Source organism: Streptomyces sp. NBC_01622 (assembly GCF_045209635.1).
Classification (GTDB): domain Bacteria; phylum Actinomycetota; class Actinomycetes; order Streptomycetales; family Streptomycetaceae; genus Streptomyces.
Genome location: NZ_CP109293.1, coordinates 10,799,932 through 10,815,020, shown reverse-complemented (window position 1 = coordinate 10,815,020; position 15,089 = coordinate 10,799,932). Strand labels below are relative to the sequence as shown.

General features: G+C 71.7%; 12 protein-coding genes and 1 pseudogene. 8 read left to right on the top strand and 5 right to left on the bottom strand.

What is annotated here, in order from left to right; all coding sequences use genetic code 11:
* Positions 1-66 precede the first annotated feature (66 nt).
* On the bottom strand, positions 67-345 hold the full coding sequence (locus tag OH768_RS49965; protein WP_406463939.1) for a hypothetical protein: 279 nt from the start codon (positions 343-345) through the stop codon (positions 67-69).
* Positions 342-764, bottom strand: a complete 423-nt coding sequence (locus tag OH768_RS49960; RefSeq protein ID WP_406463937.1) for a hypothetical protein — start codon at positions 762-764, stop codon at positions 342-344. The genes OH768_RS49965 and OH768_RS49960 overlap by 4 nt, the downstream gene beginning before the upstream one ends.
* Before the next feature lie 127 nt (positions 765-891).
* Between OH768_RS49960 and OH768_RS49955 the strand changes: the two genes are divergently transcribed.
* The 3 genes from OH768_RS49955 to OH768_RS49945 are packed head-to-tail and all read left to right on the top strand — an operon-like array spanning position 892 to position 6,500.
* Positions 892-2,292 carry a hypothetical protein gene (locus OH768_RS49955; RefSeq protein WP_406463936.1) on the top strand — a complete coding sequence of 467 codons (1,401 nt, stop codon included), beginning with the start codon at positions 892-894 and terminating at the stop codon, positions 2,290-2,292.
* On the top strand, positions 2,292-3,566 hold the full coding sequence (locus tag OH768_RS49950) for a hypothetical protein (protein ID WP_406463934.1): 1,275 nt from the start codon (positions 2,292-2,294) through the stop codon (positions 3,564-3,566). Before OH768_RS49955 ends, OH768_RS49950 begins: the two co-directional genes overlap by 1 nt.
* Before the next feature lie 3 nt (positions 3,567-3,569).
* Entirely contained in the window at positions 3,570-6,500 is a 2,931-nt protein-coding gene (locus OH768_RS49945) for a CHAT domain-containing protein (protein ID WP_406463933.1), read from the top strand.
* A gap of 21 nt (positions 6,501-6,521) precedes the next feature.
* Here OH768_RS49945 and OH768_RS49940 read toward each other — a convergent pair whose 3' ends face one another.
* Positions 6,522-7,751 carry a PP2C family protein-serine/threonine phosphatase gene (locus tag OH768_RS49940; protein WP_406465761.1) on the bottom strand — a complete coding sequence of 410 codons (1,230 nt, stop codon included), beginning with the start codon at positions 7,749-7,751 and terminating at the stop codon, positions 6,522-6,524.
* A 159-nt stretch (positions 7,752-7,910) separates the two neighbouring features.
* On the opposite strand from OH768_RS49940, the gene OH768_RS49935 reads away from it, so the two are divergent.
* On the top strand, positions 7,911-8,429 hold the full coding sequence (locus OH768_RS49935) for an AAA family ATPase (protein ID WP_406465759.1): 519 nt from the start codon (positions 7,911-7,913) through the stop codon (positions 8,427-8,429).
* Positions 8,426-9,289, top strand: coding sequence for a fructosamine kinase family protein (locus tag OH768_RS49930; protein WP_406463931.1), 864 nt, complete (start codon positions 8,426-8,428; stop codon positions 9,287-9,289). Before OH768_RS49935 ends, OH768_RS49930 begins: the two co-directional genes overlap by 4 nt.
* Before the next feature lie 33 nt (positions 9,290-9,322).
* Here OH768_RS49930 and OH768_RS49925 read toward each other — a convergent pair.
* A pseudogene (locus OH768_RS49925) lies at positions 9,323-10,195 on the bottom strand (alkaline phosphatase family protein); the annotation flags it as partial.
* Positions 10,196-10,356: 161 nt separating this feature from the next.
* Positions 10,357-11,586: a PP2C family protein-serine/threonine phosphatase gene (locus OH768_RS49920; protein WP_406463929.1), complete on the bottom strand. Its 1,230-nt coding sequence runs from the start codon at positions 11,584-11,586 to the stop codon at positions 10,357-10,359.
* A 445-nt stretch (positions 11,587-12,031) separates the two neighbouring features.
* Here OH768_RS49920 and OH768_RS49915 point away from each other — a divergent pair, with 445 nt between their 5' ends.
* Genes OH768_RS49915 through OH768_RS49905 form a run of 3 tightly spaced genes read left to right on the top strand, consistent with a single transcriptional unit; the run spans position 12,032 to position 15,065 of the window.
* Positions 12,032-13,246 (top strand): extracellular solute-binding protein, encoded by a 1,215-nt coding sequence (locus OH768_RS49915; protein WP_406463928.1) that lies wholly within the window; start codon positions 12,032-12,034, stop codon positions 13,244-13,246.
* Positions 13,247-13,293: 47 nt separating this feature from the next.
* Positions 13,294-14,145 (top strand): sugar ABC transporter permease, encoded by an 852-nt coding sequence (locus OH768_RS49910; RefSeq protein ID WP_359615646.1) that lies wholly within the window; start codon positions 13,294-13,296, stop codon positions 14,143-14,145.
* Positions 14,142-15,065, top strand: coding sequence for a carbohydrate ABC transporter permease (locus OH768_RS49905; RefSeq protein WP_406463925.1), 924 nt, complete (start codon positions 14,142-14,144; stop codon positions 15,063-15,065). The genes OH768_RS49910 and OH768_RS49905 overlap by 4 nt, the downstream gene beginning before the upstream one ends.
* The last annotated feature ends 24 nt before the right edge of the window (positions 15,066-15,089 follow it).

Genomic DNA, 15,089 nt, shown 5'->3' with positions numbered 1-15,089 from the left:
CCTCAGCTGACCCGGTCGACCAGGGACATCCGCACCGGATCGGAGCCGGCCCCGTCGTCGGTCATGTCAGCTCTCCGGTGCCTGGGGCCGGCTCCGCTCCAGCAGGTCCGCCAGGATGCGCAGTCCGGGGAGGCAGGGCTCGTCGTAGAGGACGGTGTGCTTCCGGCCGGACTTGGTGATGATCGTCAGCCGGCGGATCCGGCCGGTGCGGAACTCGATCCGGGGCTCCTCCCACACGTGGTACCGGGCCGCGTCGACGTAGCCGAACGCCTCCAGCACCCGGCCGTCGAAGGAGAGCAGCGCGGACTCGGTCACCGGCACGTCGTACGGCGGTGCCGGGGTCACGGGGTCGCACCGTCCCCCGCGTAGAGGTAGGCACCCGGCCGGGCGGGGTCGGCGACCAGCAGCACCTCGTCGCCGGTGCGCGGGATCCGCAGCTTGGAGACGACGGCCCGCAGGGCGATCCGGCCGGCGCCGCCCGACGGCTGCACGACGAGGTCGACGACCGGGTCGTGGTTGATCAGCTGACCGGTGTCGCCGATCGACACGACGACGGCGGACGTGGTCGGCGCTCCCGCCGCGAGCAACTGCTGTGCGCCGAGGCCTGAGTTGTACGCGCCCATCGACTCCTGGACTCTGGCGTAGTCCTCCTTGCCGAGAAAGGCGCGGGTGGTGCGGCCGTAGAAGCCCTTGCCGCCGGCCACCTGGGCCGCGATCTCCGCGGCCCGCTCCTCGCGGCTCTTGCGACGTCCGAAGAGTCCCATGACGGCTCCTCCTTCTGATCGGGTGGGTGTCCCGTGTTTCCCGCTGTCCCTGTGGACGCTAGGTGTCCCCGTTCGCCTACCGATCCCAGGTTCGACCGCCCGATCTCGGACGCCGTACCCTCCTGACATGCCGCTTCCGAGCCAGCCGACCGATGCGCGCCGTCCGCGCGCCATGGTCATCGACGGCTCCTGGCGTGCTCTCGGGCCGGGTCTCGAACCGCTGAGCGGCCCCGGTGGCACCCCCCTGACCCGGACCGTCAAGCTGATCCTGCTGCCGTTGGTCGTCCGGCCCGCTCTGCACCCCGAACTCGCGGCCGACTTCCTCGCGCCGGAGCGGGCAGCCCAACTCGACGCGCTGATACGGGAGTCCGGTGCGCGGCTGTTCGCGACGGCACAGTGGTTCACCCTCCTCAAGCGGACCCGCCGGGCGCTGGGCGTGGTGGCGGGCAACCCCCAGGACCTGTACTTCCAGCGGTGCTTCGAACTCGCCGCCGAGCACGGAGTGCCCGCCGCCGGTGCGGGTGCGTTGGCCAGGGCCGTCGTCGAGGACGTGGCCGACGCGGACGGCGGCCGTACGGTGGACGCGCTCAAGCGCCATCTGGCCGACGACACCCAACATGCCCGTATCGAGAGGGAGTTGGCCCTCGCGTGGGAGAGTCGCCGACCTGCTACGACCTCTGGTACGGCCGCTGTGGTCGCGCAAGCGGCCGAGGTGCTCGAAGCCTGCGGCGGGCCGGACGGGCCGCGGAACTCGCCGGAGTACGGGGCCATGGTCGAGGCGGGGGACGGTGACCTGCTCGGCCGCGCTCTGTGGGCGGACATGGGCACGGACAGGAGCGGGGTCTGGGGCCGTGCCGAGCTGCCGGTCCATCTGGGGCTGACGGAACGGCAGTCGCCGCCGCGTCCGCAGGTCGGCCGGGGTGCCTCGACGGCCACACTCCCTGCGCCGCTGGACCGCACACTCTTCGAGCGGCTCTTCGTCGTGCTCCAGTCCTCGGCCCGGCGCCAGGAACTGCCGACGGTCCCGGAACTCGTCCGGCGCGAGGTCGGCCGTAGCTGCGCTCCGCTCGGTCTGTACGACGAGAGCCTGCGCGTCGCCGTCGTACTCGGCGGCCGGCTCGCGGTCGGCCTCGACCCGCTGGGCACCGGGGAGTCCGCGCCGGGGCGGACCTCGGCGCACCGGGCGGTCAACAACCGTTGGCGACGGGAGGCCTCGGTCCTTCGCGCCCGCCGGATGACCGTCTCTCCCCGCCCCGATCCGGACGGCGGCGTGCTGGACGCCCTCGCCCAGGACCTCCGTACGCCCTGGGCCGCCTACATGCGGCGGTTGTGGGTGCGACTGCACGGACGCGACGTCCGCGACGCGCCGCTGACGGACGCCGCGGCGGCCTGGGCGGTGCTCGACGGGGTCGCCCGCTCGGTGATGATGGACCACCGGGCCAGGGTCCGGTCGGCGCTGCGTGCGCTGTCGACGCCTAAGGCACCACCACCCGCCGTACCCGAAGCGGCAGAGTCGAGGAGTGCGTGATGGCGCCGCCTCCCATGGATGTCCGCGTCGCAGGAGACGGCGACGGCATCATCCGGGTCGCCGTCGGCAGCGCCGGTCCCGACTTCACCCTGGCGGTGCTCGACGTCGCCGGAGCAGTGCTGACCTGGCCAGTCCTCGGGGACCTTGGACCACCGACCGCCGAGATCCACGACGTGGGGCGGGCGCAGCAATGGCTGTGGGCGGTCTACGGCGAGCGCGTCGCCGCCGCCGTGCACGCCTGCGCGACGGGCGAGCGGGCCGGAACACGAGTGCGGGCGGACCCGACCGCGCTCGCGGCCGACGCCGCCCGGCTCGGTTTCGGACACTGGTCGGCCCGCTGGTGGCCGGCCTCGCACCTGGACGGCATACCAACGCTCCAACCCGACCTACTCGGGCTGGAGTTGGCGGCGCTGACCCATCAGTGCCAGCAACTGTTCGACGGGAGTGGTGACGGCTTCGGTGACCTTGCTGACTTCGGTGACCAACCCGACGACTGCGCGGCCGAGCTGATCGAGGACCACCGGGCCGCCCTCGACCCGCTGATCCAGTGGTGGCGCGCGGCAACGGGGTCCTCGACGGACACGACACGCCGATTGGAGAGCGTGCTGCGGCTGATCGACGACGCGGCGGACGGCGCCGGTCTGGACGACCCTGAGCTGCGCCGGCTTCGCTCGCTCCTGGACCGGCCCGGTCCGGCCACCGCTCCGCCGGCCCCCGGCTCGCTGTTCGCCCGGTCCGAGGGCTACGCCCTCGCGGCGGGTCAACGGCTCGTCGCCGGCGGGCGGTTGATCGCCCGGGGCCGGGGGACCAACGACTGGCGGCGCTACCCGCCCGGGCTCGTCGACGCCTCCGAGACCGCGGTGTCCTGGACCGCCCGCGCACTCGGCGCACGACGGCAGTTCGAGGTCGATGTCGTCGCGCACAGCGCGGCACCCGCAACCGGCGCACCCCTCGCGGCGGAGGTCCGGGTGAACGACGGCCCACGGAAACGAGTCGCCCTCGCCAGGCGGGAGGACATGTGGACCGGCCGGGCGGACCTGGACCTGCCGCCCGGCGAGACCCGGCCACGCGTCGAACTCGGCGTGCTGCTGCCCGGCTTCGACCCCGGACCGGGTCCCGAAACCGGTGCCGAACGCGCCGCGATCCGCGCACTGGTCCGGCAGCGCCTCGCGGCGGCGGCACAGCCTGTCGCGTACGACGCGCTGCCGCACGACAGTTCCTCCGCACCGTTCCTCGCCGAGATCGCCGCCGCCACCACCGATGAGGACTACTGACGGATGCCGGACCAGGAAGACGACACGACGGACGGCGTCGGCTCGGTGACACCGCTCTACGGCGAACCGTTCGACAGCGGTCTGGCCCGGGCCGAGGAACATCACCTCAACGCCGAAGTCGCCGCCGCGATCGCCGTCTACGACGAGTTGCTCACCCTGACCGAGTCCCTTGAGGACTCCCCCGACGTACGGTTCCTGCGCGCGCATCTGCTGGCAAACGTCGCGAGTGTCCGGCTCGCCGCCACGGACTTCGTGTCGGCGCAGGACGCCATCGACCGGTCCCGCGCCCTGCTCGACGGCATCGCGTCGGCGCCGATGGGACCGCGCGGCCGTCAGCTGTGGCTGGAGCTGGTGCTGCGGACGCTGATCGCCAGGGCCGATCTGCTGCGCAGGACCGGGCAACTGGACGAGGCGCTGGCCTGTCTCGACGAGGCGGCGCTCAGACTGCCCGAGTTCGACGACCCCGACGGACTGCGCACCTCCGAACTCGGCCTGAACCGGGTGCACTTGCTGATGGACCGGGGCGCTTGGGGAACCGCCGAAGAACAGGCGTCGGCGCTGCTGTCGACCACTCCGGAGACGGCGGTGGAGACCATTCCGCGACTGCTGGTCGCCCTCGGTCTGATCTGTTCCTCGACCGGACGCTTCGACGCGGCCGAGGACCATTTCGCGCGCGCCGAGGACCACTTCCGGTTGTCGGGGGACACCGGTGAGCAGCAGACACTGCTGGCGCACCGGGCGTACGCCGCGCTGCACCGGGGCGAACTCGACCTCGCGGAGCGGCTGTTCGCGGAGGCGTCCGCGTTCTTCGAGCGGCAGGGGTGGTTCGGCGACCTCGCGGTCTGCGAGCAGGCGCGTGCCTTCCTCGCCGGTCAGCGCGGCGACGACAGCGGCGCGGAGGACCTGTTGGCGGCGAGCCTGGAGCGGTTCGAACGGCTCGGTGCCTCGATCGCCGCCGCCGACAGCATGCTGCTGGGCGCCCAGCACGCCTACGCCCGGGGCGACATCGACGAGATGAAGCGGCTGGCCCAGGGAGCCAGGGACGTGTATCAGGAGCGGGCGGTGTACGAGCGGTGCGCGCAGGTCGACCTCATGCTCGCGCGCACCCTTGAGGACAACCTGAACCGGACCGACCACGGCGACCGGGAGCGTGAGTCCATCGACAACGCGCTCTCCCTCGCACTGCCCGCCGCGCTGGCCCTGGAGGCGGCACGCTACGACTTCGCCACCGCCCACGCGCGCAGTGAGTGGCTGCGGCTCGCCGAGGACGCCGTACGGCTGGTGTTCCGCCTGGTGATGCGCCGACAGGACCAGGGGCTGCTCTTCGAACTGGCCGAACACCGTTGCGCGGGCGCCTCGTTGGCCCTGAATCCGAGCACCTCCACCACCCCGGTTGAAGACCTCGCGTCCGTCTTCCCGAACGCGGCCATGAAAACGTACTGGCACGACGCGAACGACGAGGACGGGCACGCGAACGGCACGATGACACTCGGTGGAGTGGCCGCCGAGGCCGCCGCCTCCGCCGGACTGCGGGTCTCGCCGCCGCCGAAGGTGCGGATGTCGGCGCAGCCGGGCCCGGGACGCGTCGCGCTCCAGGAGTACATCGCGGCGGCCGAGTTCCGTTATCGCCGACGGATCGTGCACGAGGAGGAGGTGCCGTTCTGGATCACCGACGACATGACGAGCCGCCCGGTGGTCCAGATCCGGCTGGCCGACGCCGGTGATCTGTTCATGACCTGGACCTGGGCCGGCGGAGCCCGGGGGTTCGGCACCGGTCACGGCCCCGGCGACGAGGTCGACCGGGCGGTCGGCGCACTCGCCGACGCCCTGCCGGGGGCGGGCGACGGGGCGGAGGGCATGCGGCGGGCGTTCACGGGCGCGCTGGCCGAACACGGCAGCGAGCACCGGCTCGCGCGGACACTGGCCGAGGCCCTGTGGCCGGAGGGGCTGACGGCGCAGATACGTCAGGTGTCGGAACGGGCGGGCCGTCCGCTGGTACGGATCCAGCCGTCGCCCCGGGTCGCCCAGGTCCCCTGGGAGCTGCTCGCCGTCGACGACGATGTCCGGCTCATCGACCTGGCGGACGTGGTGACCACCGCACCGGCGTCGCTGCGGCCACGAAATCCGTCGGCCGCAGCGACAAAGAGCGCGGACGCGGACCCCGTCGTCCTCGTCCTCGACCCCCGCGTCCCCGGCTTCCGCGCCGACTCCCCGCTCGGCTCGGTGCTGGGACCGCCCGGCTCCGACCCCGAGCTGCTGTCTCTGGTCCGGCGCCATCTCGACGCGGGCGCCGTCGTACCGGCCGTCGCCACCCCGGCGGAGGCCTTCCGCCGTACCGACCTGGACCGGGACTGGCTGAGCGGTGTGCTCCGCGAGGGCGCCCGCAGACTGCTCTACGTCGGGCACGTCAGCGGTGCGCCGGTCGAGGGCGGGCAGAGCGAGGACGGCACGCTGCACCTGTCCTGCGCCGCGGAGACCGTCGGTCTGACCGAGCCGCTGCGCACGCATCGGCCGCTGTCGGCCAAGGACCTGCTGCTGGGCACGCTCCCGCTGCGCGCGGACGGCGAGCCGGGCGCGCGGATCTGGCCGGCGCCGGCCCGGGTCGCCCTCATCGGCTGTGAGAGCGGCGGTGATCTGAGCTTCGCCGAGTCGTTCGGACCGGCGACGGCGATGCTGCACAACGGTGCCGAGTTGGTCACCGCCACCCGCTGGGTGCTGCCGACCAGCTTCGCCTTCCATCGGCTGGCTCAACTGCCGGAGTCCGTACGCCCGTTGTCGGAGGCTGTCGTCGCGGTCGACGCGGCGCACGAGCACGAGGACCCCGTGCACCGGCTCGGCCGCTGGCAGCGCGAGCAGCTCGACCGCTGGCGCACGGACGGTCGCATCGAGCACTCGCCCCTGCTGTGGGCGGCGCTGACCTGCATCGTCGTATGACCGGGATCACCCTGCCGCCGGTCACAACCGGACAATGATCAGGGCCGTGTCGTCGGTGGCACCGCCGTGCGGAAGGAGTTCGAGGAGTACGGCGTCCGCGAGGGCTTCGGGGTCGTTGTTCCGGTGGCGGACGAGGGAGTCGGCGAGGCGGACCAGGCCCCGGTCGATGTCCTCGTGGCGGCGTTCGATCAGGCCGTCGGTGTAGAGGACCAGAGTGGCACCGGGTGAGAACGTGGTGCCGGCCTGCGGCCTGGGTATCGGGTCGGGGCGGGCGTCGAGGGGCGGGTCGGTGGCCCGGTCGAGGAATTCCACGCTGCCGTCGGGACGGACCAGGACGGGCGGCGGGTGTCCGGCGCTGCTGTAGGTGATGGTGTGGTCGTCGAAGTCGACGAAGGTCGTGACCACGGTGGCGGATTCGGCGCCGTCGACGACATGGGCGTAGCGGCCCAGGACGTCGAGGGCCTGGGCGGGGCCGTCCGCGACCCGGGAGGTTGCGGTCAGGGCGCTGCGCAGCTGGCCCATGACGCCGGCGGCGGCCAGGCCGTGGCCGACGACGTCCCCCACGGACACGCCGATACGGTTGCCGCCGACCAGGTCGACCACGTCGTACCAGTCCCCGCACACGTTCAGGGAGCCGACGGCGGGCCGGTAGCGTACGGCGATCTGGTGGCCCGCGCTCTGCCGGCTGGTGGGCAGCATCGCCTCCTGCAGGGCGAGGGCGACCTCGCGTTCGCGGGCGTGGGCGCCACGCAGGCGTTCGTTGAGCTCCTGCAGTTCGCGGGCGCGGGTGTACAGCTCGGCCTCCAGCACCCGGGTGCGACCGCCGCCGGAGCGGCCGCGGGCCCGGATCAGCTCGGTGACCTCCTCGACGCGGTGGACCAGCAGGACGACCTTGCCGTCCGGGTCGAGGAGCGGTGCGTTGACCGGGCTCCAGTAGCGCTCCTCCCACTGCCCGGGGCAGGCCGTGGACTCGACGTCGTACCGCTGGAGGGCCATGGTGTCGCGCTCGCCGGTGGCGGTGACGCGGCGCAGCGAGGTCTCCAGGTTGCGCATGCCGGTGGCGGCGGGGTCGTTCGGGTTGTCGGGGAAGACGTCGAAGATGAAGCGGCCGACGACCTGCTCGCGGGTGCGGCCGGACATCCGCAGGAACTCCTCGTTGGCGTCCGCGTACACCAGGTCGGGTGTCAGCAGCGCCACCATCCCGGGCAGCCCCTGGAACACCGCCGCGTAGTCGATCGTCGCGTCCACCATGGCCCTGCCACCAATCACCGCTGTCACACCATTTTCTCACGATATAAGCAGAGCGAGCGGGCCCCGGGGGACGCATTGTGCCCACTCGGTCACTCGGCGATACACGACGGGTAGGGTGCCCCGGTGACCACGCCGCCTTCCTCCCCCACCCGGCTGATCATGCTGCGCGGCAACAGCGCCTCCGGCAAGAGCACGGTGGCCACTGCCCTGCGCGAGCGGTACGGGCGCGGTGTCGCACTGGTGCGCCAGGACGTCCTTCGCCGCGAGGTGCTGCGCGAGCGCGACGTCCCCGGCGGCGCGAACATCGGCCTGATCGACCTGACCGTCCGGCACGCCCTGGCGCACGGTTTCCACACCGTGCTGGAAGGCATCCTCTACGTCGCCCACTACGGCGAGATGCTGGCCGGGCTGCTCGCCGACCATCCGGGCCGCACGCACTGCTACTACCTCGACGTGCCGTTCGAGGAGACCTTGGCCCGGCATGCGACGAAGCCCATCGCGGACGAGGTGAGCGAGCACCAACTCCGTGAGTGGTACCGGCCGTTGGACGTGCTCCCCCGTGGTGTCGAGACGGTGGTCCCGGCGACGAGCCCGCTGGAGGAGACGGTGGAGCGGGTGCTGCGCGAGTCCGGCCTGTGGGTCGGGAGCTCGTTGACCCGTCCTACGCTGTCCCCGTGACCGAGAGCGAGACCCCGAGCGCAGCGGCGGCCCGGCTCACCGGGTGCGCGGTGACCGGCGAGCGTCCGCTGTCCGGGACGGTCACCGAAGTCGCGCTCGACAGTGGGCAGTTGGTGATCGTCAAGGGCGATGCGGCCCCCGGCGCGCTGCGCGCCGAGGCGGCGGGGCTGCGCTGGCTGGGCGACGCCGGTACGGTCCGTGTGCCCGCCGTGCGCGGGCTGGACGAGCGGTGGCTGATCACCGATCGCGTCGACACCGGTCCGCCGAGCGCGCGAGCGGCGGTCCGGTTCGGCCGGGAGCTGGCCGCCCTGCACGCCTCCGGGGCACCGGCGTTCGGCGCGCCGCCGCCCGGCGGGCCCACGGAGGCGTACATCGGGCTCGCCCCGATGCGCAACGTTCCCACCGCCGACTGGCCCAACTGGTACGCCGGACAACGGGTGTTGCCCTATCTGCGCAGCGCGGTCGACATGGGCGCCTTGGAGCACGCCGAGGCCGCGGTGGTGGAACGTGTCTGCGAACGGCTGCCCGAACTCGCCGGTCCCGCCGAGCCGCCCGCCCGGCTGCACGGTGATCTGTGGAACGGCAACGTGCTGTGGGGCGCCGACGAGCACGTCCGGCTGATCGACCCGGCCGCGCACGGCGGACACCGGGAGACCGACCTGGCGATGCTGCGTCTCTTCGGCTGCCCTCATCTGTCCGAGGTGCTGGAGGGATATCAGCAGGCCGCGCCGCTCGCCCCCGGCTGGACCGACCGTGTCGGGCTGCACCAGCTGTTTCCGCTGCTGGTGCATGTGGTGCTGTTCGGGCGCGGCTATGCCGAGCAGGCGTTGTCGGCGGCGCGGGCGGCCCTGACCGGGTGACACCGGCCAGGGACGCCCGTGACCGTGGCCCGTGCCAGGCAGGGTCGGCTTCGGCAGGGTCGCCACCTCCTCCCGCGCCTTCTCCAGCTGCTCCGCCGTGTCGTGGGGCAGCTGGAGAAGGCGCGGCCGGGCGTCGCGGAAGCGGAACCGCAGCGCCGAGGTGTGGTCGAAGGCCTCCGAGGCGACCCAACCACCCACGGTCCAGGGCGAGATGATGATGGCGGGCACCCGGAATCCGCCGCCGATCGGCAGCCCCTGGATGAACTCGTCCTTCGTGCCCGTGAGCGGGGTCGGCGGGACGACGTGGTCGAACAGGCCGTCGTTCTCGTCGTAGTTGAGGATGAACGCGGTCTTGCGCCACACCTTCGGGTTCGAGGCGATGGCCTCGATCTTCGACGCGACGTCGTCGGCGCCGGTGGCCGGAAGGTAGTCCGGGTGCTCCGACTGGTAGCTCGTGGGGCAGATCCACGACACCGTCGGCAGCCGGTCGTTGCGCGCGTCGTCCTCGAACGTGCCGTGCGGCTGCGGCCGTACACCCCGCTCGTAGACCTTCCAGCTCACGTCGGCGTTCTGGAGGCGTTCCGCGTACGTCGTCCAGCGGTACGGCGTCGGTGCGACGTTGCTGATGATCGGGCCGCCCCGGGTGCCGCCGGGGTCGATCGAACCGGTCATCCACATCAGCCGGTTGGGCCAGGTGGGCCCGAACACCGAGCAGAAGTAGTTGTCGCAGATGGTGGAGGTCTCGGCGAGCGCGAACTGGAACGGGATGTCCTCGCGCGTGTAATAGCCCATCACGTAGGGGCCGTTGACGCCGTCGGCCTTGCGGTGGGCGGGCAGCCACTGGTCCATCCTGCCGTTGTTCCAGGCCTGGTGCTGCACCGCCCAGGCGTGACTGGTGGACGGGATGGTGAATTTGCGGCCAACGGGCGGAAAGGGGTTGGCCAAGCCGTGACCGGCAACATCCGGGCGTTGCCGGGGTGTTGCCAAACCTTGGCGGGCGGCTGGCCGGCGCATGATCCGGCCCGGCCGGGGACATCGGCCGACGTACTTGTTTCCCGTCTGCGAAGTTATCCGGGAACGGAGCTTCTGGGGCGCAGCCGGGCGGCGATCGCGGCGACGTCGTCCTCGGCCTCCTGGACGTGGAGGCGGAGCACGATGTCGTCAAGGAGGCGGGAGACGCCCTGGCCGGGGTGGAGGCGCAGCCGGGCCAGGCGGGACAGGGAGACGTCGATGTCCTCGCCGCGCCGCTCGACCAGGCCGTCGGTGAACATGACCAGCGTGTCGTCGGGGGTGAGGGTGAGCGTGGTCATCTCGTAGTCGGCGGAGCCCGTGCCGAGGGGCGGGCCGACGGGGACGGGGATCAGTTCACCGGCGCCCTCGCGGTGGAAGACGGCGGGCGGCAGATGGCCGGCGCTCGCGAAGGCGGCGGTGCCGCGGTCCGGGTCGAGGAGGGCGAGCAGGCAGGTCGCGGGGCGGCGGTTGTGCTCCTCGGACATGGCGGTGTCCATCTGGCGCAGGATGCGGTGGGGCGGCAGGTCGGTGGAGGCGACGTAGCGCAGCATCGAGCGGTAGGCGTTCATGTCGACGGCCGCGTCCAGGCCGTGTCCCATGACGTCGCCGATGACGAGGAGGGTGCGGCCGTAGTGCAGTCGTACGGCCTCGAACCAGTCGCCGCCGACGAGGGTGCCGCTGCCCGCGGGCAGGTAGCGGGTGGCCATCTCGACGTTGGGGTGGGGGCGGCTGGGCTCGGTGAGCAGGACCTGCTGCAGGTTCAGGGCGGTGGTGCGCAGTCGGTGGTGTTCGACGGCGTGGTGCAGATGGGCGGCGGTGAGCCGGGCCGCGTAGTGCACGGCGGCGGCCTCGTCGTCGCCGAAGGTGCGTCCGGCGCGGATCGCGAGGAGCGCGCCGTAGGCCTTGCCCCAGGCGGTCAGCGGCACGGACAGGGCGGCCAGGACGCCGTGGTCGTTGGTGGTGAAGGAGGTGGTGATCGGGTGGCCGGCGTCCAGGGCGCGGACCATGACGTCCTCACGTGGCGTGCTGCGCAGGCTGTCCAGGAGTTCCTTGCGGCCGACGGCCGCCATCGGGTGCAGCATGCCGTGCGGTGCGGGGCGTGCCTCGTCCTGGGCGAACAGGTCGACGGCCGCGGCCTCGCACAGCTCGTCGACGAGGAACCCCGCGCACTCCCCCGCGGTCCTGCGCTCGTCGAGCGTCGACCCGATCGCGGAGACCGCCCGCCGCGCGAGCACGAACCGATCCGCCGGGCCCTCCTCGGACCCGCCAACCCCGTCACCGTCCACCACGGCCCCTTTCTGCCACCCCCATCCCAACACCCGAGCGCCCGTTCGTACGGTAGCGACCCGTGGTGCGGTGCGATCGGGTCGGGCGGCGAGGGGTCGGCGCATCCCAGCGGTCGCCGGCCGCCGGTGCCGAAACTCCGTGGCCGCGGCGTCCGTGGCGCCGATACCGCCTGTTCCCGAGGAGCGGCCTGTGATCGACGCCCATCCGTGCGGTGCCTCACCGGCCCCAAGGTCCTGAACCGGGTCGGGGAGTTCAACTGGCGTGCCTGGCCGCACCAGTTGCCCAAACCGGTGCCGGGCGGGGAACCCGCCGCACTTCACACCCGCAGCGTCGACCGGAGCATGAGTTCGGGCAAGCTGCGGAAGCGATGTTTCCCGGACGGCGACTCCCGGCCGCAGGACGTACGGGTCACCGTAGGACCGCCGCCCCGAGCGGCGCACGAAAGTGTTTCGTAACCGAGGAATTTCCCGTGCTTGTCCTGGGTGTGAATTCCGTGTCAGTGTCCCGGCCAGCAGGCAGGCGAGCCGCGGTGGGACATCCGAAAGCCTTTCGGGCCGGTATCCGTTTCCGCCTCTGTCCTGCGACTACAAGCAGAAGCTGCGCGTGGCCTTCGGCGCGAACCAGGCCCCGGACCTCTTCTTCAGCTGGGGCGGCGGCGCCCTGAACGACTACGTCAAGGCCGGCAAGGTCGACGTCCTGAACGCCACGGACGTGAACTCGGACCGCTACACCGACAGCGTGATGCAGAGCGCGACCTTCGACGGCAAGGTCTACGGCGTCCCCGTCAACGGCCTCGCCCCGGTCGTCCTCTACTACAACAAGAAGGTGCTGTCCGACGCGGGCGTCCAGCCGCCGAAGACGTACGACGACCTCCTCGCGGCCGTGAAGAAGCTCAAGGGCAAGGGCGTTACCCCGCTGTCGCTCGCGGCGAACTCCAAGTGGCCGACGCTGATGTACCTGGAGTACCTGCTCGACCGGACCGGCGGCTCGCGCGTGTTCGCGAACATAGCCTCCGGTGACGCCGCCGCCTGGAAGGACCCGGCGGTCACCAAGGCCAACCAGAAGCTCCAGGACCTGGCCAAGGCCGGCGCCTTCGGCGACAACGCGTCCTCCGTCAGCTACGACCAGGGCGCCTCGACCGCGCTGCTGTACACGGGCAAGGCGGCGATGGAGGTGATGGGCACCTGGGAGTACGCCAACATCGCCGAGGCCGCGCCCGGCTTCCTGAAGAAGGGCGAGCTGGGCTACACCGCGTTCCCGGCCCTCACCGGCGGCGCAGGCAGCCCCGCGAACATCGTCGGCAACCCGTCGAACTTCCTGTCGCTGAACACGTCGTCCAAGCACAAGTCGGACGCGCTGACCTACCTGAAGGACTACATCCTGAACGGCTCCCAGGTCGACGCCTACCTCGCCTCGGGCAGCGTCCCGCCGGTCAAGGGCCTGGACTCCAAGCTGGCCGCGGTGACCTCGTCCTCCGACAAGGCGTGGCTGACCTTCGTCTACGACCTGGTGGAGAAGGCCCCGAGCTTCCAGCTCTCCTGGGACCAGGCGCTGCCGTCCGACCAGGCCGACCCGCTGCTGACGAACACCGACAAGTCGTTCCTGCGGCAGATCTCGCCGGCCGACTTCGGGGTGAACATGAGCAAGGCGGGGTCGTGACGATCACCACCCCCCCCGGACGCCGGAGAGGAGGGAGCGGCCTCCTCATGGCCGCCCCGGCCCTGCTCCTCTTCGGCCTCTTCGGTCTCGTCCCCCTGATCGGCGTGGCGGCGCTCAGCGTCGCCCGCTGGGACGGCCTCGGTTCCATCAGCTGGGCGGGCCTCACCAACTGGACGTCCGTCCTCACCGACAGCGCCACCTGGCAGTCGCTGTGGCTGACCGTCAAGGTGATGGTGGTCAGCTGGCTGGTGCAGACGCCCATCGCCCTGGCGCTCGGCCTGTTCCAGGCGCCCAAGGGGCGGCTGCGCGCCCTGTTCGCCGTGCTGTTCTTCCTGCCGCTGCTGCTCTCCGCGGTGGCGATCGGTCTGACCTGGCAGGCGCTGCTCGACCCGTCGTTCGGCATCGGCGCCACGCCCGGCCTGCACTGGCTGGCCAAGCCGCTGCTCGGCTCCCCCGAACTCGCCCTGTACACGGTGATCTTCGTTATCGCCTGGCAGTTCGTGCCGTTCCACGCCCTCCTCTACCAGGCGGGCATACGGCAGATCCCGACCGCCCTGTACGAGGCCGCCGCGCTCGACGGTGCCGGGCCGGTGACCCGGTTCCTGCACATCACGCTGCCGCAGCTGAAGTACACGCTGGTCACGTCGAGCACGCTGATGCTGGTCGGCTCGCTCACCTACTTCGACCTGATCTTCGTCCTGTCCGGCGGTACCGGCGGGCCCGGCACCGCGACCCGCGTCCTTCCCCTCTCCATGTACATCACCGGTTTCCAGGCCCACGACATGGGCCGGGCCAGCGCGGTGGCCACCCTGCTCGTGGTCTTCGGCCTCGGCCTGTCGCTGCTGACCACCCGCCTGTCCGGCTTCACCCGGATGGACAGCCAGCAGGAGGGCATGTGAGCACCACCGTGACCAAGACCCGTGCCGCCGCCACCGAACGGCGGACCGTTCCCTCCCACCGGGCCCCGAGGCCCGGCCCCGTCCGGAAGAACCCCGTTCCGGGGATCCTGCGCCGCGCCCTCACCGGCGGCGCCGCCCTCTTCTGGACGGCGATCGTCGTCGTCCCCATCTACTGGCTGGTCGTCACCAGCCTGCGCAGCAAGTCCGACTTCACCTCCGACAGCCCCCTCGCCCTGCCCAGCCACCCGACGCTGGACAGCTACCGCACCGTCCTGGACGGCGACTTCACCACCTACCTCCTCAACAGCGTGATCGTCACCGCGGGCACGGTCGTCATCGCCGTGGCCGTCGCCCTGATGGCCGCGTTCTCGATCGTCCGCAACGCCGGCAGCCGCTTCTCCCGGGTCTCGTTCCGCGTGTTCCTGCTGGGCCTGGCGATCCCGCTGCAGGCGGTGATCATCCCGGTCTATCTGCTGATCATCCGGATGCATCTCTACGACAGCCTGCTCGCGATCGTCCTGCCCTCGGCGGCGTTCGCGCTGCCGATCACCGTGATGATCCTGGTCAGCTTCCTGCGGGACGTGCCGCGTTCGCTGTTCGAGGCGATGATCGTCGACGGCGCCGGCGACTGGCGGATGCTCTGGTCGCTCGCGGCTCCCCTGGCCCGCCCGGCACTGATGACGGTCGCCGTCTACGACGGTCTCCAGGTCTGGAACGGCTTCCTCTTCCCCCTCATCCTCACCCAGAGCGGCGACAAGGCCGTACTGCCGCTGGCGCTGACCCTGTTCAAGGGCCAGTTCGGCATCGACGTACCGGCCACGATGGCCGCGGTGGTGCTCTCCACCCTGCCGATGCTGGCCCTGTTCATCCTGGCCCGCCGTCAGCTCGTCGCCGGTCTCACCGCCGGTTTCTCCAAGTAGCCCCCACCACCGGGCAGTTCAGAC